At 62.0% G+C, this 18,347-nt stretch carries 17 protein-coding genes and 1 pseudogene; 2 read left to right on the top strand and 16 right to left on the bottom strand.

What is annotated here, in order from left to right; all coding sequences use genetic code 11:
- Positions 1-2 precede the first annotated feature (2 nt).
- The 10 genes from VOI35_RS01330 to VOI35_RS01285 all read right to left on the bottom strand — a co-directional run bounded on the left by VOI35_RS01330 (position 3) and on the right by VOI35_RS01285 (position 9,084).
- A complete protein-coding gene (locus VOI35_RS01330; RefSeq protein WP_407276111.1) occupies positions 3-806 on the bottom strand; it encodes a biotin--[acetyl-CoA-carboxylase] ligase in 804 nt (267 codons plus the stop codon).
- A gap of 32 nt (positions 807-838) precedes the next feature.
- The gene (locus VOI35_RS01325) at positions 839-2,605 is read right to left on the bottom strand and encodes a M61 family metallopeptidase (protein WP_407276110.1); all 1,767 of its coding nucleotides are present in this window, start codon (positions 2,603-2,605) and stop codon (positions 839-841) included.
- Positions 2,598-3,143, bottom strand: coding sequence for a peptidylprolyl isomerase (locus tag VOI35_RS01320; RefSeq protein WP_407276109.1), 546 nt, complete (start codon positions 3,141-3,143; stop codon positions 2,598-2,600). Before VOI35_RS01320 ends, VOI35_RS01325 begins: the two co-directional genes overlap by 8 nt.
- Before the next feature lie 20 nt (positions 3,144-3,163).
- A complete protein-coding gene (locus tag VOI35_RS01315) occupies positions 3,164-4,084 on the bottom strand; it encodes an AEC family transporter (protein WP_407276108.1) in 921 nt (306 codons plus the stop codon).
- Positions 4,085-4,117: 33 nt separating this feature from the next.
- Positions 4,118-4,495, bottom strand: coding sequence for a thioredoxin domain-containing protein (locus VOI35_RS01310; RefSeq protein WP_407276107.1), 378 nt, complete (start codon positions 4,493-4,495; stop codon positions 4,118-4,120).
- A gap of 85 nt (positions 4,496-4,580) precedes the next feature.
- The gene (locus VOI35_RS01305; RefSeq protein ID WP_407276106.1) at positions 4,581-5,171 is read right to left on the bottom strand and encodes an LON peptidase substrate-binding domain-containing protein; all 591 of its coding nucleotides are present in this window, start codon (positions 5,169-5,171) and stop codon (positions 4,581-4,583) included.
- Between the two features lie 60 nt (positions 5,172-5,231).
- The gene (gene mpl, locus VOI35_RS01300) at positions 5,232-6,584 is read right to left on the bottom strand and encodes a UDP-N-acetylmuramate:L-alanyl-gamma-D-glutamyl-meso-diaminopimelate ligase (RefSeq protein WP_407276105.1); all 1,353 of its coding nucleotides are present in this window, start codon (positions 6,582-6,584) and stop codon (positions 5,232-5,234) included.
- Positions 6,581-7,117, bottom strand: a complete 537-nt coding sequence (locus tag VOI35_RS01295; RefSeq protein ID WP_407276104.1) for a hypothetical protein — start codon at positions 7,115-7,117, stop codon at positions 6,581-6,583. The genes mpl and VOI35_RS01295 overlap by 4 nt, the downstream gene beginning before the upstream one ends.
- A 105-nt stretch (positions 7,118-7,222) precedes the next feature.
- The gene (locus VOI35_RS01290) at positions 7,223-8,368 is read right to left on the bottom strand and encodes an NAD(P)/FAD-dependent oxidoreductase (protein WP_407276103.1); all 1,146 of its coding nucleotides are present in this window, start codon (positions 8,366-8,368) and stop codon (positions 7,223-7,225) included.
- Complete coding sequence (locus VOI35_RS01285) at positions 8,365-9,084, bottom strand: MBL fold metallo-hydrolase (protein WP_407276102.1); 720 nt, start codon at positions 9,082-9,084, stop codon at positions 8,365-8,367. The genes VOI35_RS01290 and VOI35_RS01285 overlap by 4 nt, the downstream gene beginning before the upstream one ends.
- 119 nt (positions 9,085-9,203) lie before the next feature.
- On the opposite strand from VOI35_RS01285, the gene VOI35_RS01280 reads away from it, so the two are divergent.
- Positions 9,204-10,235, top strand: coding sequence for an aminoglycoside phosphotransferase family protein (locus VOI35_RS01280; protein WP_407276101.1), 1,032 nt, complete (start codon positions 9,204-9,206; stop codon positions 10,233-10,235).
- A gap of 21 nt (positions 10,236-10,256) precedes the next feature.
- On the opposite strand, the gene VOI35_RS01275 is transcribed toward VOI35_RS01280, so the two are convergent.
- Genes VOI35_RS01275 through hrpA form a run of 3 tightly spaced genes read right to left on the bottom strand, consistent with a single transcriptional unit; the run spans position 10,257 to position 15,267 of the window.
- A complete protein-coding gene (locus VOI35_RS01275; protein WP_407276100.1) occupies positions 10,257-10,808 on the bottom strand; it encodes a DUF4124 domain-containing protein in 552 nt (183 codons plus the stop codon).
- Positions 10,809-10,843: 35 nt separating this feature from the next.
- The gene (gene cutA, locus VOI35_RS01270) at positions 10,844-11,173 is read right to left on the bottom strand and encodes a divalent-cation tolerance protein CutA (protein ID WP_407276099.1); all 330 of its coding nucleotides are present in this window, start codon (positions 11,171-11,173) and stop codon (positions 10,844-10,846) included.
- Complete coding sequence (hrpA, locus tag VOI35_RS01265; protein ID WP_407276098.1) at positions 11,170-15,267, bottom strand: ATP-dependent RNA helicase HrpA; 4,098 nt, start codon at positions 15,265-15,267, stop codon at positions 11,170-11,172. The genes cutA and hrpA overlap by 4 nt, the downstream gene beginning before the upstream one ends.
- Before the next feature lie 62 nt (positions 15,268-15,329).
- On the opposite strand from hrpA, the gene VOI35_RS01260 reads away from it, so the two are divergent.
- Positions 15,330-16,028 (top strand): sulfite exporter TauE/SafE family protein, encoded by a 699-nt coding sequence (locus tag VOI35_RS01260; RefSeq protein ID WP_407276097.1) that lies wholly within the window; start codon positions 15,330-15,332, stop codon positions 16,026-16,028.
- 264 nt (positions 16,029-16,292) lie between these two features.
- Here the strand turns inward: VOI35_RS01260 and VOI35_RS01255 are convergent, their stop codons facing one another.
- The 3 genes and pseudogenes from VOI35_RS01255 to VOI35_RS01245 all read right to left on the bottom strand — a co-directional run bounded on the left by VOI35_RS01255 (position 16,293) and on the right by VOI35_RS01245 (position 18,128).
- Complete coding sequence (locus VOI35_RS01255; RefSeq protein WP_407276096.1) at positions 16,293-16,709, bottom strand: MT-A70 family methyltransferase; 417 nt, start codon at positions 16,707-16,709, stop codon at positions 16,293-16,295.
- Positions 16,706-17,078: pseudogene (locus tag VOI35_RS01250) on the bottom strand (BglII/BstYI family type II restriction endonuclease). Before VOI35_RS01250 ends, VOI35_RS01255 begins: the two are co-directional and overlap by 4 nt.
- 414 nt (positions 17,079-17,492) lie before the next feature.
- Positions 17,493-18,128: a DedA family protein gene (locus tag VOI35_RS01245; RefSeq protein WP_407276095.1), complete on the bottom strand. Its 636-nt coding sequence runs from the start codon at positions 18,126-18,128 to the stop codon at positions 17,493-17,495.
- Positions 18,129-18,347 lie beyond the last annotated feature (219 nt).

Raw genomic sequence — 18,347 nt, 5'->3', positions numbered from 1 at the left:
AATCAAGGAATTACTCGCACACTGGCGCTACCGCCAATCGTCAGGCTGTCACCCGCATCGGTGATCAGCGTTAATTCTCCGTGGGGTGTCAATGCACCCGCACGGCCTTCGGCTATTTTTGCCCCCTGCATCCATACGCTGACGCGCTGCTGCCAAAGCAGGTGATTTTCTTTGAGCCGCGACAGCCGTTCCGGCCATTGCGACGGGCTCCGCAGCCCATCGCGCAAGGCGGTGATGATCCGCCGGGACAATCCGGCGCGATCGGCGACGAGGCCCGCAGCAGCGTCCAGCAGCCCCGTCACCCGGATGGGTTCGCCGGTTTTGTCCTGGAGTTGAGTCGTGGCGGGCGCCCACCAGTTCAACCCGACGCCAACCACCCAGTATGGCTCGCCACGCCAACGCCAGGCTTCCACCAGAATCCCGCCGACTTTGGCGTTATTCAACCACAGATCATTGGGCCATTTGATGCCGACGGCAAACCCTTCGGCGACCAGCGCCTGGCACAGTGCATCGGCCGCGAGCAATGCGACTGGCGGCTGAGGCATCGCGTCCGATCCTTGACCCGAGGTTTGCTCAAATACCCGAGCCGGGACGAGCAGACTGAACCAAAGCCCCTGACCGGCCGCACTGACCCAAACATGCCCTTGACGACCACGACCGGCGGTTTGCGCCGCTGCCAGACACAGCGCCCAGTCGGGCGACTCTTCGGCATGGGTCACCCGCCGCTTGAGGGCATCTTGCGTGGACTCAACTTCGTCGAACCACCAGCCGATGCCGCCCTCTGCCGCTACCCAGTCCAGGGACATCTGCGGGCTCAGGGGGGAAGCTGAGGCCGTGCTCACGCGCCCGCCAACCAAGCGGCTCGTCGGGCACGCATCGCCTCGTCCATCCCGGCGTCATCGCACAAAGCGAGCCGCCATTGATTGCACACGGGGGGTTCCAGTTGCAGCGTCCAGCGCATCAGGCGACCTTGCCGGAAGCCATCCAGACAAACGGTATCGCCCGGCTGGTAACGCGCTGAACGCAGGAGAAAATCAGCGCCACCCACGGCAAAGCCGTCCAGCGCCACGATCTCATCCCCGGCCACCAGCCCCGCCCGCGCGGCCGGGCGGTCTTCATGCACGAGTTGAACCCGCGCAACCCGCAGATCTTCCCCACCAATCGTCGCGCCCCAATCTGCTGCCTGGGTCGGCATTTCCGCGATCGGCGTGCAAGTCACGCCAAACTCGGCCAAGCGTTCTACAAACGCCATCGGGCGGGTGCTGCGCAGCCCTTCCGCCAAGAGCGCGGCCACGGCGGGATATTCGGCCGCCCCCAACAAGCGTTCGATTGCCTCGCCCGCTTCAACCGGCATTTCTCGATGGATCTGCCAGATCTGTCGCATCCGTGCCGCCAGACTCTCGCCGGCCAATCGCAGGGTCAAATCCAGCATCAGCGCGAGCAATGCGCCGCGCGTGTAATAGCTGACGATGGCATTGACCGCGTTTTCGTCCTGCTGGTAGAAGCGGGTCCAGGCGTAGAAACTCGATTCTTCCAGGGTTTGCCGATGCCAGCCCTTGCCGCGCACCGCCCGGTTGATCGTCTCGGCCAGTGCCGTCAGGTATTGGGTGGGCGAGACTTTGCCGGCTTTCAACACCAAATAGTCATCAAAATAACTGGTAAAGCCCTCAAACAACCAAAGCAACCGGGTCGTGGCCGGTGCCGCCAGCGGCAAGCCGACGAACGCCGCCGGACGGATGCGCTTGACCAGCCAGGCATGAAAATACTCGTGGGCACACAGAGACAGGAACCGCTGATAACCAGCCGATACCCCCGTTTCGCCCCGGCGGGGCAAATCCTCCCGCGGGAAAATCAGCGCGGTACTGTCCCGGTGTTCCAGCCCGCCATAGCCCTTGCCATCGAGCGAAAGCAGAAAGAGATACCGTTTGAAAGGCACCTCACCCCAGAATCTCTGAACCGTGGCACAGACCTCGGCCAGATCCGTCGCGATTCGCGCGAGATCGGTCTGCGGATGCGCATGGTTGACGACCAGCCGGTGCGGCACCTCGCCCGCCAGCCAAGTCACCTCGCGCCATGCTCCGATCTCGACCGGATAATCGATCAAGGATTCGTAATCCGTCGCGGCATACTGGCCGAAGCCCCGGTCATCCGCCGCGACGACCGGCAGCGTCGTCGCCACCCGCCAGGGTTCGGGGGCGCCCGTCGAATCCAGATGCACGGTGTGCTGCCAGTCCTCTGCGCCGTGAACGCGCAAAAAGGCACTCGTCCCATTGAAAAACGCATGACTGCTATCCACATGCGTGGTGCGCACGGAAAAATCATTGCCGTACACGAGATAGTCGATGTGGACAGGCACCGCCGTGGCGGGCAAGAGCCATCGCTGCTGATCCAGCGGCTGCAAGGTCACGGGCATGCCATCGGCCTGGCAGGCCGTCATGCCCACGAGATGCCGGGCGAAATCACGAATCAGATAACTGCCGGGAATCCATGCAGGCAAGGACAGCGTTCGAGCCTCCGCCGACGCGGGCAGGGTCATCCGCACCCCGAGATAGCGACTGTGCACGGCAGCCAGCGACACCGCATACTGAATCACACCCTCAGCCACGCGCGCCCGCCTCCGTATCCGGCTCATCGTGCCAATCCCCTAGGAAGGTGGAGTCCTGCACCATCAGATGATGCCCGCCGGGATGCACGCGCCGGTGTTTGATTTCATCCGGATGGCCATCCCGCAAATCGACAACCGTTCCCTCGAAGTGCAGGCGGAGCCCCGCCAGCGGGTGATTCAGATCCACCGTGACCTGATCCCCATCGACCGCAAGAATCAAGAGCTCGATTCGCCCTTCCGGCCCCTGAGTTTCCACCATATTGCCCGGCACCACCTGCACCTCGGGCGCAAAGCGCGCGCGCGGCACGGTCACCACAGCCTCGGGATCATGCAGGCCATAGGCGTCCTCGGGCTCGATCACGACAGAAAACCGCTCCCCTTCCGCCTTGCCCTCCAGCGCCGCCTCCAAGGCGGGGATCAGGTTGCCATAGCCATGTAAGTATTCGAACACCCGGTTCGCGGTGGAATCCAGCACTTCCCCATCGTCATCGCGCAGCGTGTAATCGAGCCGCACCACCTTGTTTTGCGCTACCTTCATTCATGCCCCCTCGTTCTAATTTAATGCCCCAATACCTGATGCCAGAGCGGCAGCGTCGCCATCGCGATCAGCGTGGACGCCGTCGCTGCCGTGGCGTAGAGCCCCGTATCCAGACCAAAGCGATCACAGATCACCAACCCCAAAATCATCGACGGGGTGGCGCCGAGCAACACCGTCGCAGTTGCCGCCATACCCGTCATGTGGGTGCCGGTAACGACAGCCCAAACCACCAGCGGCATCCACAGCAGTTGAATCAACAGCGCCGGGGCGATTTTCTGCCAATGGATCCGGCTGCCCAGGGTGGCAAGGTTCAAGCTCATTCCCAAGGCCAACAGCATGATCGGCACCACCGCCGAACCGAGTCGATCCAGAAAAGCCGCCACATCGGGCGGTGGCGCCAGCCCGGAGAGATTCAGACCCGACCCGATCAATGCCGCCCACAACGGCGGCACCTTGAGCAAAGAACGCACCGGATGAACCGTCTCATGGTGCGTGCCGAGGCGGGACGCCAGATAAATGCCCAGCGACAACAGGATCGGGGTCGCCGCAAACAGGTCATATTGAATCGCGATCGGTTTACCCGCCTCGCCATACAGGCTGGAGAGCAGCGGCAAGCCCAAGTAAGTCGCGTTGGGGAAAGACGCCGCCAAGAGTAACGCGCCGAACTCGGTTCGACTCAGGCGCATGAATCGCCCCACCAAGGTCATCAACAGCAGGGAAGAAAGAATCCCGCTGGCCGAGGCCAGGGCGATCTTGCCGGTGTCGATGCCCAGCGGGGCGCGCCAGAGAACCGAAAGCACGAGCGCTGGCAGAAAAAAATAGTAAACCGCCGTCGTCAGCGCCGGACGCGCCCGATCCGCCGTGAGCCCGCCGAGCGGCAACTGCCGCCAGGCCAACCCAAGCGCGATCGTGAACGCCATCTGGGCAATAACACCGATCATGGGGTTCGGTCGAAAAGGGCGCCCGTCAGGAAATTATTGCTGCGCCTGCTGCTGAGATGCCTGGATTTCCTCGCGCACCTTGTCCATATCCAACGCCATCACCTTACCCAAGAGCTCGTCCAGCGCGGCCCGCGGCAGGGCACCGGCCTGGCTGTAAATCAGGATTTGTTCGCGGAAAATCATCAAGGTCGGAATCGAACGAATCTGGAAATAGGCACCCAGTTGTTGTTCGGCCTCGGTGTTGGCTTTGGCGAAGGCGATGGCCGGATGATCTGCGGCGGCCGATTCGAAGATCGGCGCAAACGAACGGCAGGGGCCGCACCACGGCGCCCAGAAATCGATGACCAACACCGGGTTACCAGTAATCAGGGCATCGATGTTGTCCATCGTGGCTTCGTGGATAACGGTCATGGAGCAACTCCTTAAAAAATTTCAGCCAGAAAATGATTCAGCCAGGCAATTCAAGCCGCAACGCAGGAAAATTCAGCGCCACGGCCTACTCGAAAGCGGCCATCATCGCAGAAAGATGCTTCAGCGTCAGGTCGAGACGATCGGCGGCCAGTACCCGCTGCCGATCCGCCAGTTTGATGGGCAACCGTTCGATCAGCCGATAAATCAGCCAAACCGGGTCTTCGAAGGCCGCCGTATCATGCAGCGGGTCGTCCTCGGACGACAATTTGGAAAGCAGCCGCTGCATACGCTGCAATTGACTATCCGTGGGACAAACCGCCGCCGCGTCCAGGGGCGTGCACTGCCCGCGCCACAGGCCATCGGGTGCCCGCTCCACCGCATCGGCGGCAAACCGCTGCTCACCCCGACACAGAATATGCAGCATGCCATCGGGCGCGAGATCGGTATCCACAATCCGCGCCGTGCAGCCGAGCCGGTGAAACTCCGCCGCCGGTTGACCGGGCTCATCCGAGAGCACCTCGCTCCCCTGCTTGAGGAGCACCACGCCGAACGGCGTGTCGTTGCGCAACGCCGCACGCACCATGTCGATATAGCGGGTCTCGAAAATCCGCAGCGGCAGCAAGCCACCGGGAAACAGGACAGTGTGCAGGGGAAATAACGGCATCAGCTGAAGCAATCGATCAATCCTCGAAGCGCGACCCACAGACTGTAGCAGGCATTGCCGCTGGTTGACGGCTCAGGAACGCCCCTGCAGCGCGTCGATCAAGCGCCCGTGCAGACCATCGAAACTGCCGTTGCTCATGATCAGCACCTGATCCCCGGCGCGCAACCCCGCCAGCAACACGGCCAGCACCGCCTCCACCGTGGGCGCCACCGCCAGCCGCTCACCCAGCGGCGCCAACACCGCCGCCGGTGACCAGGGCAATGCGGGCGGTGCATGAAACACCACCCAATCGGCATCGGCCAGCGCCGTCGCCAACTCGTGCTGATGAACCCCGGCCTTCATGGTGTTGGATCGTGGATCCACCACGGCCACCAGCCGTCCCCCGCCCGGCGACATACGCTCCCGCAGCGCGGCGATCGTGGCCGCAATCGCGGTGGGATGGTGGGCGAAATCGTCATACACCGTCACCCCCCCAACAGAACCGCGGACTTCCAGCCGCCGCGCCACGCCGGAAAAATCGGCCAGTGCAGTCAGGCCGATCGCGGGCGGCACCCCGGCAAAGCGAGCCAAAGCCAGCGCCGCCAAAGCATTCAGCCGATTGTGCGCCCCGATGATCGAGCTCGGCAGGTCACCCATGGGCGCGCCATCCAGCCAGACCGTCTGACCCTCGAGCCGCCACGGTGTCGCCCCGGCATCGGTGCCAAACCGTTCGACCGGCGACCAGACCCCCTGCGCCAACACCCGCTCCAGCGATGGGGTCTGATCGGCGACCACCACCACACCCTGATTGGGCACCAGGCGCAACAAATGCGCAAACTGTCGCTCGATCGCCGCCAAATCCGGGAAAATATCTGCGTGATCAAACTCCAGATTGTTCAGCACCACGCCGCGTGGCCGGTAATGCAAAAACTTGGAACGCTTGTCGAAAAACGCCGTGTCGTACTCATCGGCCTCGATCACAAAAAACGGCGTGTCACCCAGCCGGGCAGAGACGCCAAAATTCGCGGGCACGCCACCAATCAAAAAGCCCGGCGCCAATCCGGCGCGTTCCAGGATATGCGCCAGCATCGAACTCGTGGTGGTTTTGCCGTGTGTTCCGGCGACAGCCAGCACGAATTTCTCGCGCAGAATCTCCTCACCCAGCCACTGGGGGCCCGAACGATACCGCCGCCCGCTGCTGAGCAATTCATCGATGACCGGCATGTCTCGACGCATGACATTGCCGACGATGATTTCGGCATCCGGCGGCAAGGGGGCATTCATGTCGGTTTGCACGGCGATCCCGGCATTTGCCAACTGGGTACTCATCGGCGGATAGATCGCCTGATCCCGCCCCGAGACTTCGTAGCCCATCGCTTGCGCCAACTGCGCCAGCGACCCCATAAAGGTGCCCGCGATTCCCATAATATGAATTTTCCGACTCATGCTTGCCCCGGCCACAGCCATAAATTGAGCGCCGCAATCAGTACGCCGGACAGAATGAAATAGCCCAGCGAAACCAAGAGCCCCATCAGCGCCGACAGATTCAATGCCTGGCGCGCGAGTTGCCCCACCGCCATCACATTCCACATAAACAGCAATAAAATTGCGGCCGCATAGCCACCCGTCACGGCATCCGTCGGCAAATGCAGTACATCGGCCAGCCACCAGAACGCCGCTAGCACAAACCCCAGCACACCCAACACTGCGACGGTCAGCATCAGAAATACGGACGACACGCCCGGCAGGCCACGCCAGCGCAGCAATCCCCCGAAATACAAGCCGAGCAAACCCAGATCGGCCACCCCATCGACCAGGCTTTGCGTCACGATCAGGCGCACTGGATCTGCTCCCTGAGCCGTCGCAAACCCGACCGCGAGGCTACTCAACAGGAACAATGAGCCGCTGATCAGCCAGCAGCCGCGTGTCGCGGTCATGCCATCCAGGCGCTGCGCCAAGCCGAGTGATCGAACGATCATTCGCCCACAGCTTTTCATATCCGCCGCCTCATTTTTTGCATGAAAAACGCCGCATTCTAACGGGAATGCGGCGTTGTGCGTGTTAAGTCCTTAATCGGGCACGGTTCAACGGATCGGCCGCAAATACCACCACTCAAACAACCGCTTGGCCAGATGCAGCAAACGACAAGGCGGCGAAATGAACTGCCGACGGGCATTGCGGAACACCAGAACCGCCCGATCGAGCATATCCATCACACAGATCAGCTCCCACTCGAAGGTGGCCTGCACCGGCCGCCCCGCGAAGGCCGCGGCCAAGTTCTTCGCCGCCGCCACCGCCATCAGATCGGCCATATGCGCCTGTTTGGGTGCCCAGTCCGGGGCGGGATAACTGCCAGAATCCCCCACGACGAACACCCGCTCGAACCCCGGCACCGCAGTGGTGGCTTCAGCCTGAATCATGCCGCCCGACGAGACGGGGAAGGGGGACTGCGGCAACCAGGCAGGCCCCGTCATGCCGGGCATGAACAAAATCAGATCCGCCGCGAATTCGCCGGATTCGGTCACCACTTTATCCGCCTCGAACCGGATCGGCTTGGCACCGAGGTGCGTTTTGATCCCCAGCCGCTGCATGCGCGCCAACAGATGATCGACCGCCTTTTCGCCCAGCCGATTGCCCGGCCGCGCCGCGCCATTGAAGAACACCAGCTCGAACTTATCGCGCCGCCCCTGCTGACGCAGCAGCCGGTCGATACCGAACAACAGCTCGAACATCGGTCCACCCCGAACCGCCGCCGGTTCATGCGGATTGGTGCCAAAACCAAAGGCGAGGGTACCTCCGGACATGGCCGCCAGCCGGTCACGAATCTGCTCGGCGGCATCGATCCCCTCACAGACCGCAATCGCATACTCGATCCCCGGCAGCTTTTTCAGGAACCGCCCACCGCTGGCGATGACCAGCCCATCGTTCTCGATGATCGTTTCTGACTCGCCTTGCGCCACCGTGACCCGCCGCGCATCGTCACTCACGCCCACCACGCGGCCGGGAACGAACTGCACCTCCAGCCGCGCCAGCAAGGGACGCAGATCCACCAGGATGTCATGCCGATTCCGTTTTTTCGCCGGCACCCAAATCAGGCTGGGGAAATACTGCAGGGTGGGCTCCGGCGCCACCAGGCTGATGCGCGCCTGCGGCATCTGCTTTCTTAACTGGCGAATCGTGGTCACCGCGCCGAACCCGGCGCCGATCACGGTAATTTGGGGCGAATTCATGCGGCCTCCGTTTCGCCCGGCACCCGACCGACATCCGCGCCGCCACACAGCGAATTGGCCGGAACCGCCACATCGATGCGCTTGGGCTTCGGCAAATTCAACGCATGCATCTTGGCGACAAAGGCGGCCTTATCCAGCCCGGCGATATACGGATTGATCGCTTTTTCCTGGCCGACGCAACTCACCCGTTTGCCGTTGTAGTCGTGGCCGGGATAGATCAGAGTTTCCTCGGGGAAGGACAACAAACGCTGGATGCTGTCATATAAACGATCCGCCGAGCCTTGCTGGAAGTCCGTGCGGCCACAGGCATCAATCAGAATAGTGTCGCCGGTGAATAACCGATCGTTCCAGCGGTAGCTCGTGCAACCGTCGGTATGCCCCGGCGTGGCGATCGCCTCTAGGGTGATGCTGTCCATCGTGAGCGTCTCGCCATCGCCGATCAGGCGATCCGCGCAACTGAGCCCGGTGCCCTTGCCGGCGACGAATTGCGCGGCGGTTTCATGCCGAAGCCGACCACCGCCCGTGATGTGATCCGCATGCACATGCGTTTCCAGCACATATTTCAAAGTCAAACCTAGCGCGTCGAGCACTGCCCGATCCCGTGCGTATTGCTCATGCACCGGATCGATCAACAACGCCGATCGGGTGTTTTCATCGGCAATCAAATAAGTAAAGGTCGAAGTCGCGTCATCGAACAACTGCCTAAAAATGGCCATCACCGCACCCCCCATAAAATATTTATAGATACATTAGTTATTTTAGCCAAAAAAAATTCCAATGCCAGCATTTCCCCATCCCAAGGGAATCCCGCTATCCTGATGCCTTCTGAGGTCACTTGACGGACACCATGCCCGCGCCGAATGCCTACGCCACGGACCCCCGCGCTCCCGCGCTGACCGCCTTTCTCGCCCAAGCGGCGCCCTCGTTGGCCAAACCGCCGGAACTGGCCAGTAGTGATGCCAGTGCCCGCCGCTATTGGCGCATCACCCTGCCGGATCATCGCACGCAAATCGTCATGGACGCGCCCCCACCCGGAGAGGCCATTGCGCCATTTCTGCAGGTGGCCGAGCGGCTGGAAGCGGCTGGTGTGCCGGTGCCACAACGCGGCGCGGTCGATCTGCACAACGGCTTTCTGTTACTCGAAGACTTGGGCGACTGCACCCTGTTTCAGTGGCGACACGGTCATGCCGTGCGTGCGGTCGAGGAAAAACTGGCAGAAGCGGTGCGCTGGCTGCCAGTGATTGCAGGTGCCGACACCCGGAACCTGCCCGCTTTCGACGCCGGACGGCTCAATCAGGAAATGGATTTATTCGCCGACTGGTATGCCGCGCAGCCAGCGATCCGCACGATGACGGCGGCAGATCGAGCGCAGTGGATCGCCTGGCGGGATCGCATCAGCGCCCGGCTGATCGAGCAACCCCAGGTGTTCGTGCACCGCGATTATCACAGCCGCAACCTGATGGTGCATGAACACGGCGGTCGCCTCGTCACTATTGATTTTCAGGACGCCGTCAAAGGCCCGCTGGCCTACGACCTCGTTTCACTGCTGCGCGATAGCTATATCGACTGGCCGGAACCTTTGGTCGAATCGATGCAGGCAGCGTTCTGGGATGCCTTACCACCCCCGCTGCGCGCCGGTCAAACGCTCTCCGGATTTCGGCAGGACTTTGCCTGGGTCGCCGTGCAACGACATCTGAAGGTGCTGGGCATCTTCACCCGCTTAAGCCAACGCGACGGTAAGCACGGCTACCTCAAAGACATTCCGCTCACCTGGCGACATTTACAGAAAGCGCTGGCGCAGCTACCGGAACTCGACGCCTTCGCCGCCTGGCTGGCCGACTTCGCCCCGAAGGCGGCGGACGAATAGCCCAACAGAACCCCGCGCGGATCAGGGCTTGGGCGGCGTCACCGGCTTCCAGTTCGAGCCACTCGACCCCGGTGCCCCGCCCGGAAACTGCCCGGAAATCCCCGGATTCTTGTATTCGTACTGCACCGGTGGCGGCGTGGGCGGATGCGGCCGGTAGTGCGGTGGACGATACCCAGGATGGCGGTCGTAGTACGGCACCTCACCGATCACCTGATTTTCGATCACCGTTTTCTGCTCGACCCGCGGGGCGGGCGGGTGCTGCCTGGCGGCGCGTTCGGCGGCTTTTTCTGCGGCTTTTCGCTCGTCCGCCTGACGCTTGTCGTATTGTTTGGCGAGGGAATTGATGCCCTGTTTGTCGCTCCCCGTGCCGGCATTCGGCGCGTCGATCACTTTTTCCTGCGCGTTCGTCCCACAGGGTGTGCCAGAAAAAATCGTGACCCCGTTCTTGCCCTGACATTGATACACCGTGGCCTGATCGGCATAGGCAGCCAGCGCGGGCAGGCCGATGAGCCACAGCCCGCAGCATCGGGCGACGGCCTTGGCAATGGTTCTATGTTGTTGGTATTGATTCATCCCCTGCCCCCCTGCCGACCTTGGATGAGCAGAAATTACACCGCCGCCAGGGTTTGCGCCACCCAATCCTGATAAGCGGGCGAGACATAGTCTGGCCGCATGCCAATCAACTCGGGCAACTGATACGGATGCGCGGCCAGTAAGGCAGCCACGGCGCGCTCCTGATGGCTCAGCAGCGTTTTGACCAGCAGCAGGCATTCTTCCGCGCGCGTCACCTGCCCGCCCCATTCATAAATCGATTGCCCCGGCGGCAGGATCTGCACACAGGCGGCGAGTTTCTGTTCGACGAGCGTTGCGGCGATGCGCTCGGCGCTGGCGGTATCCGGTAGGGTGGTCATCAACAGAATCAATTCGCGCGATGTCATTTCAATGCCTCGCTCAGGTCTTTGAGGGTGGGGGCGCCCTTACGCGCCATCTCTTGCACGAACTGCGCAATCCGCGCCTCTTCCAGCATCCAGAGGATCGTTTGCAGCCACAGGAACTCCGTGCCACAACGGCCGACCGCCGCCCAGCGCTGATAGACCGCCGCCGCAGTCGGCATGAAACCGACGCGCAGCATCCGGTCGCGTTCGGGGTGCCGATCGATCTTCTCCAACCGTTTTTCCGCCGCCGCGAGATAGCGCGGCAGTTCCTGAAACAGCGCCGCGCTGCCGAACCAGATCATGCCGGGATAGAACAGCGCATCGCATTGCTCGGCAATCTCACGGGCGGCTTCGATATGCGACAACGGCAACCGGCCTTTGATTTGCTGCCGCAACTTTTGATGCGCCGCCCAGCGCAACCGCACGGCCTCGGCGCGCGCCATCACGGCATCGGCCAAGGCCGGGCGCAACCGCTCGACCCGCTCGGCAAAGGTCGCGGCATCGCGCACCAACGGCTGCTCATCCACCGCCAATTCGGCCACACTGCGCGCGATCACTTCAAAATCGAGCGCGGCATCCCGTCGGGCGGGCAATACCAGACCGAACTCGGGCAAGGGGCGCACCGGCCACTGGCCATAGTGCAACCGCGCGGCATCCAGCGTTCGATCCTGTTTCAGCATTTGCCCCAGGTGCCGCACCAGTTCCGGCAAGGCCAGCAACAAGAGGCGCGTGACCCCCGCGCGATGGGCATACGCCGCCCGCGCCGGGGTATCGAGCAACCGTACGGCCACGGCCTCTCCCTGATCGACCAAGGCCGGGTAGGCGGTGAGCCGCGCTCCCAATTCCTCGACGGGCAAGGATTCCGGCAACACATCGAGCGTCCAACCGGTGAACTGCGCGTGCTCGATCCGATGCCGGGTGCGTTCGGCAAATGCGCGTTCTGCGGCCTCGGCATGGCGAGCAATCAGCGCCGCGAGATCCCGATCCGCATCCGTCTCCTGCCCCGCCTCATCGATCACCGCATACCGCAGCCGCAAGTGCGGTTCGAGCTTTCGTTCATCGAAGGCGTCCTCAGCCAGGCGATGGCCGGTCATGCGCGAAAGCACGCTCGCCACCTGCGCCGTGAGCCCGCCTTCGCTCGGCACGACCCTTTCGGCCACCGCTGCGGCAAACTCGGGCGCGGGCACGAAATGCCGCCGATCGGCCTTGGGCAGGCTGCGAATCAGGGCTTCGATCTTTTCCCGCAGCAAGCCGGGAATCAAAAAACTGCCGCGCGCGGCATCGATCTGCGCGAGTGCCGCCAGTGGAAACCGCAGTGTCACCCCATCGTCCGGGCTGCCCGGCGCGAAGTGATAGGCCAGCGGCAGGCTCAAGGCGCCCATGGTCAGCCGATCGGGAAATCCTGCCGGATCGCGCACCAGCGGATCGCGGGTGAGTGCATCGGCTTCGGTCATGAAGAGCGCATCGGCTGGCGCCGTCTTCAACCAACGGGACAGGGTCAGCGCGTCATACACGCCAGCTGGCAGACGCGCCTGGTAGAAATCCATCAGGGTTTGGTCGTCAATCAATAAGTCCGGCCGCCGGTTGCGCGCCTCCAGCTCGCGGATCCCGTCGATCAGCGCCTGGTTTTTTTTCAGGAAATCCCAGGTCTGCTGCACTTCGCCGCCGACCAGCGCCGCCCGGATGAACAGTTCCCGTGCGGCCAGAGCATCGATCCGGCCAAAATCCACCCGCCGCTTGGTTACGATCGGCAAACCAAACAGCCGTACCGTTTCGAAGGCCACCACCCGGCCACTGGACGCATCCCAATGCGGCTCGCTGTATTCGCGCGTGGTCAGATGCGCGGCGAGCGGTTCGATCCAGCGCGGATTGATGGCGGCATTCATGCGGGCATATACCCGCGCCGTTTCGACGATTTCTGCGCTCATCAACCACTTGGGTTGCGTTTTCGCCAGCGCGGAACCCGGAAAAATCTGCAATTTGCGTTGATTCGCGCCTAAGTACACCGTGGGCGTGCGCTGCTTCTTACCCCGGGCATCGGCGCTGTCCTTCGGCGGGTGTTTATCGTGTCGGCTCGCTTCATCCCGCAGGGCGATGTGCGCGAGCAAGCCCGGCAGCATCGCCTGATGCAGGGCCTCCACCCGGGCATCGAGCGCCTCAGGCTGCGCGGGATCGGGCGCAAACGGCGGCGGGTCCGGCAGGCGCTGCGCGCCCAGTTCATCCGCCGCCTGCCGCAATTGCCCGAACAGATCGTGCCATTCGAGCAGGCGGTTGTAGGACAGGAAATGCTGCTTCGCCCACGCGCGGCGCTGACGCTGGCTTTCATGCCGAACGACCGCATGCCAGGCCGACCACAATGCCAGCACACTGGCGAAATCCGAGTCGGCCACCCGGAACCGGGCATGGGCTTCGTCGGCCCGCGGTGCCTGCTCGGCTGGTCGTTCCCGGGGATCTTGGATCGACAAAAACGCCACCACGATCAGCACATCGATCGCCGTTGCCGCATCCTTCGCCAGCGCCGCCAGCACCATGCGCCCGAGTGTGGGGTCGATCGGCAAACGGGCGAGCTGCCGCCCCAGCGCGGTTATGCGCTGCCGCTCATCCAGCGCGCCGAGTTCAAATAACAGGCGCCGCGCTCCGGCCAACTGACGCGAATCCGGCGGCTCGATAAATGGGAAGGATTCGGGCTCACCCAAACGCAGATCGATCAGCCGCAGCACCACCGAGGCGAGGTTGGTGCGCAGAATCTCCGGGTCGGTGAACTGGGGGCGACCGGCAAAATCTTCGGCCGCATACAAGCGGATACACACCCCCGGCGCCACCCGGCCACAGCGGCCGGCGCGCTGATTGGCGGACGCCTGCGAAATCGGTTCGATGCCCAGTTTCTGCACCCGCGAACGGGGGCTGTAACGCGCCACCCGCGCCAGCCCGGCATCGATCACACACACGATCCCCGGCACGGTCAACGAGGTTTCGGCCACATTGGTACTCAAAATGATGCGCCGCCCGGTGTGGGGCGCGAACACCTTTTGCTGTTCCGCCGCCGACAGCCGCGCATAGAGCGGCAGAATTTCGGTATGCCGCAAACCGTGTCGGGCAAGCCGGTCGGCGCATTCGCGAATCTCCCGCTCCCCCGGCAAAAACACCAGCACATCCCCGCCCGCCGCCGCAGGTCGTTCGGCCGCCCACTCTTCCACGACTGCCGCCACTGCCGCGGCCAGATCGCCCTCCTCTTCATTCGCCCATAATTCGGCGGGCGGACGATACCGAATCTCGACCGGGAAGCTTCGTCCCGGCACGGTGACGACGGGTGCCGGACGACGCTCGCCACGCGCATCCACTCGGGCAAAATGCGCCGCGAACCGATCGGTATCGATGGTAGCCGAGGTAATCACCAGCCGGAATTCCGGTCGCCGATCCAGCAACCGCCGCACGACACCCAGCAGAAAATCGATGTTCAAACTGCGCTCGTGCGCCTCGTCGATAATCAAGGCGTCATAACGCAGCAAATCGGGATCGCGGTGCAATTCGGCCAGCAGGATGCCATCGGTCATCACCACCACCCGCGACTGTGGCCGGGTCTGATCGGCAAAGCGCACTTTATAGCCGACCACCCCCGAACCCTCGGCGTGCAGCTCTTCCGCCAGGCGGCTGGCCACATTGCGCGCCGCAATCCGCCGGGGCTGGGTGTGGCCGATCTGCCCTTTCACCCCGAAACCGAGCTCCAACAGCATTTTCGGCAATTGCGTGGTTTTGCCGGAACCCGTCTCCCCGGCGACGATGACCACCGGCTCCCGCGCGATCAACGCCTTGATCTCCGCCGGGTGGGCACTGACGGGCAAGGCCGGCGGATACTCGATCACACAGGCCGCCGATCGCCGGGCAGACAGCAGGGCGGCGGACTGCTCGAACGCCGTCACCAGCGCCGAAAGCGGTTCCTCGATGGATTCGCCCCGCCCCAACGCCCGTTCCGCGGTCTGCAGCCGTCGGGACAGTGCGGGCTGGTCGATCCAGGGCAATTCCGGCAGATGCGCGCGCAAAAACGCGAGGACTTCGGCCGCATTCGGCGAGGAGGGGACGGCAGGGGTTTCATTCATGGCGGCAGTTTTGGCGATCCGCCCGGTACAATCAAGCCTTCCAACGATTCTGGAGCAGATTCATGCCGGTCGATATGAGTTTTTTTGCCGCGCTGCTGGTGGGGTTCTTCGGCGGCGTTCATTGCATCGGCATGTGTGGCGGCATCGTCGGCGCCCTGACCTTTGGGCTACCCGCCGAACGGCGCGAACGGTTCAGCCAACTCATCCCCTATCTGCTGGCCTACAACCTCGCCCGCATCAGCGCCTATGTGCTGGCCGGGGCGCTGGCCGGGCTGATTGGCAGCCTCGGCCTATCCCTCGTGCCGCTACAACACACCCAACTCATCCTGCTCATTATCGCCGGGGGCTTTATGGTGCTGATGGGGCTGTATGTCGGCGGCTGGTGGTTTGGTCTCACCCGTATCGAACGCCTGGGCAGCCGCCTCTGGCGCTGGATCGAACCCATCGGCCGTCGCTTCATGCCGGTGAAAACGCCCCGGCAAGCACTACTCCTCGGCCTCGTGTGGGGCTGGCTGCCCTGCGGACTGGTCTACAGCGTGTTGATCTGGGCGTTATCCGCCGGGAGCGCGGCACAGGGCGCCTTGCTGCTGCTCGGCTTCGGGCTCGGCACGCTGCCCAACCTGTTGGCCATGGGCACCTTTGCCGCCCAGATCGCCGCATTCACCCGGCAGCCCACCGTCCGCTGGCTGGCGGGCGCGGCAGTGACCGGCTTTGGCCTCTACACCATTGGCTCGGCCATCTGGAATATTCAGGTCGGTTGACTTGTGATCAAAGCCCCGGCAACCGTAAAGCCACAGCCGCCTCGGCGCGTTGCGAGTGATTGGCATAGGTATCCCAGGTCGGGGAATAGGCTTCGGCCTGGTTCCCCCAGGCCGTCCAGCCCGGCCAGCACCGCGCGCAAACAGTTCGAGATAAGGGCCGGGGCTACAGGACTGAATCAACGAATACTGCTCATCCGGCTTGCGGGAATGCTCGCGCTTCATGGTTTTGAGGATATTCACCTGGCTCCGCCCCGGCGGGAGGGTTCAGGCATGCTTGCCACGCACACCAAACAGCAATAATTCCGTGGTTTTACGGAAGTAGAAACCAACCCCACGCCCATCCGGTTCGCCATCCTTGCGTACTTTGTGCCAGACGATGTTTGTCTTGTATTGAAACCCCCAGGCCGCCATGACCGCCAGTCCTTCCGGCAGGAGTGCATTCGGCACCCAAAGATACAGATGCGCCGGATCAGCAACCACTTCGACCACAGGTAACGCCTTGATTTCATCAAGCGTCATCGTACCATAGCGGTTCAGGCGCTTGTGCTCAGGCGCCACCTTGCCGGTGCGATTCTGGAACTGCCAAGGCGGGTCGGCAAGTACCGTCGAAAAGGTTTGACCGGCGCACCGCGCCCGCAAATCTTCGGCGGCAGCCGATTCCCGCACATGCGACTCATTCATGGAGCCCAATCCTCGATCAGCTTCGGCGTGATACCCAGCACGAGCACCGGGCAACCGCCATTTCGATTCGCCCGCATCCGGTACAACAACTTACCCATCCAGGTCCTTGCTGTTCCATTCGAGATCAAAGGCGACCCGGTTTTTCACATAATCCACCTTGTGCCCGTCCAAATAGTCCTCAATGGTGAGTTCATTCTCTTGGGTGGTTTCGCCGTGGCGAGTCATTCGAATAACCAAATCCCCCTTGATCCGGGTTTCGAGCCAACCGTGTGGGCACAACAGGTCAGAAACTCGCTGGGGAATGGTCGATTCATTGCCGCCGGGTTTGAGGATGTCGGCTGTCGTCAGCCGGAATGTGCGCAATGCCATCATCAGTTCCTCCAGCTCATGCGGACAACTGGCGCACATAATCTCTGCCGCGTGGCGGAAATTATGCACTTCATATAATTGCTGGATGTCATCGGGCAGGCAGGTCATGAGATGCATCTTGCCACAAGCTCCCGTGACCGTCACGGTTGACCCGCCGATGGCAACCGCCTTCGGTACCAAAGCCAGTAGGCGGTCGGTAGCAGGAGCATCGACAGCAGCGGCGCAGTGATCATGCCGCCAATCATCGGGGCGGCAATCCGGCTGTCTGGACACTATCCGCCGGGAGCGCGGCACAGGGCGCCTTGCTGCTGCTCGGCTTCGGGCTCGGCGCTCTGGAATCTCAGCGTGCATTAGCAGGCCGTCGCGGGCGTGACCACGATCCATCTTGCTGAATAAATCAAGGAATAGATTTATTCAGCGTTTTCCTGTTTTATGCCGTAAATAGGTGAGGATCCCAGGCATGGTCGACAGGATAATGATGCCAAAAATCACCAGCGTAAGATTCTGCTTTACAGCCGGAATATTACCGAAGAAATAACCGGCCGCCAGAAAACTGGCTACCCAGAGAATGCCGCCGACCACATTGAATGCCGCAAACCGCAGGTAGCTCATGCGTCCCACCCCGGCCACAAAGGGTGCAAAAGTGCGCAGAATGGGAATAAAGCGGGCAATAATGATCGTTTTGCCACCATGACGCTCATAGAAATCATGAGTTTTACTTAAATATGCCTGCTTGAACCAACGGTTATCGGGCAGTTTGTAGGCTCGCTCACCCAACAGTCGACCGATCCAGAAATTCAGCGCATCCCCCAAAATCGCCGCGCTCGCCAGCAGTCCGAATAGCAGCCAGATGTCCATGCCGCCGCCTGCAGCCAGTGTACCTGCCACAAACAGCAGCGAGTCACCGGGTAAAAATGGAGTGACCACCAAACCCGTTTCCATAAGCACAATCAGGAATAGAATGCCATAAGTCCATGAGCCATAATCGGCCAGTAACTGGATCAGATGGCGATCCAGATGCAGAATAAAATCTAATAATGCCTGTAGCAAAACAGTAAGATCCTTGTTATTTCGAGCGTAAACGGCGATTTAAAGGTGTTGTCTTTTTCATTACTAATGGTCTTCCGCCTTGGCTATAGATGAAGAAGCTGAGAATAAGCAGGATTTGAAGTAGCATGGTAATTGACAGTCGCCAGAGCCGAGTATAACAGGGGGGGTGATCCCGTTCATAGGAACTTTGTGGAGCCTGAGGGTGCGATAAATCGCAAC

The organism is Halothiobacillus sp. DCM-1 (genome assembly GCF_045689735.1).
In the GTDB taxonomy this organism is placed as follows: Bacteria; Pseudomonadota; Gammaproteobacteria; order Halothiobacillales; family Halothiobacillaceae; genus Halothiobacillus.
The sequence above is the reverse complement of the archived record's forward strand: the minus strand, read 5'-3'. Positions and strand labels throughout refer to the sequence as shown.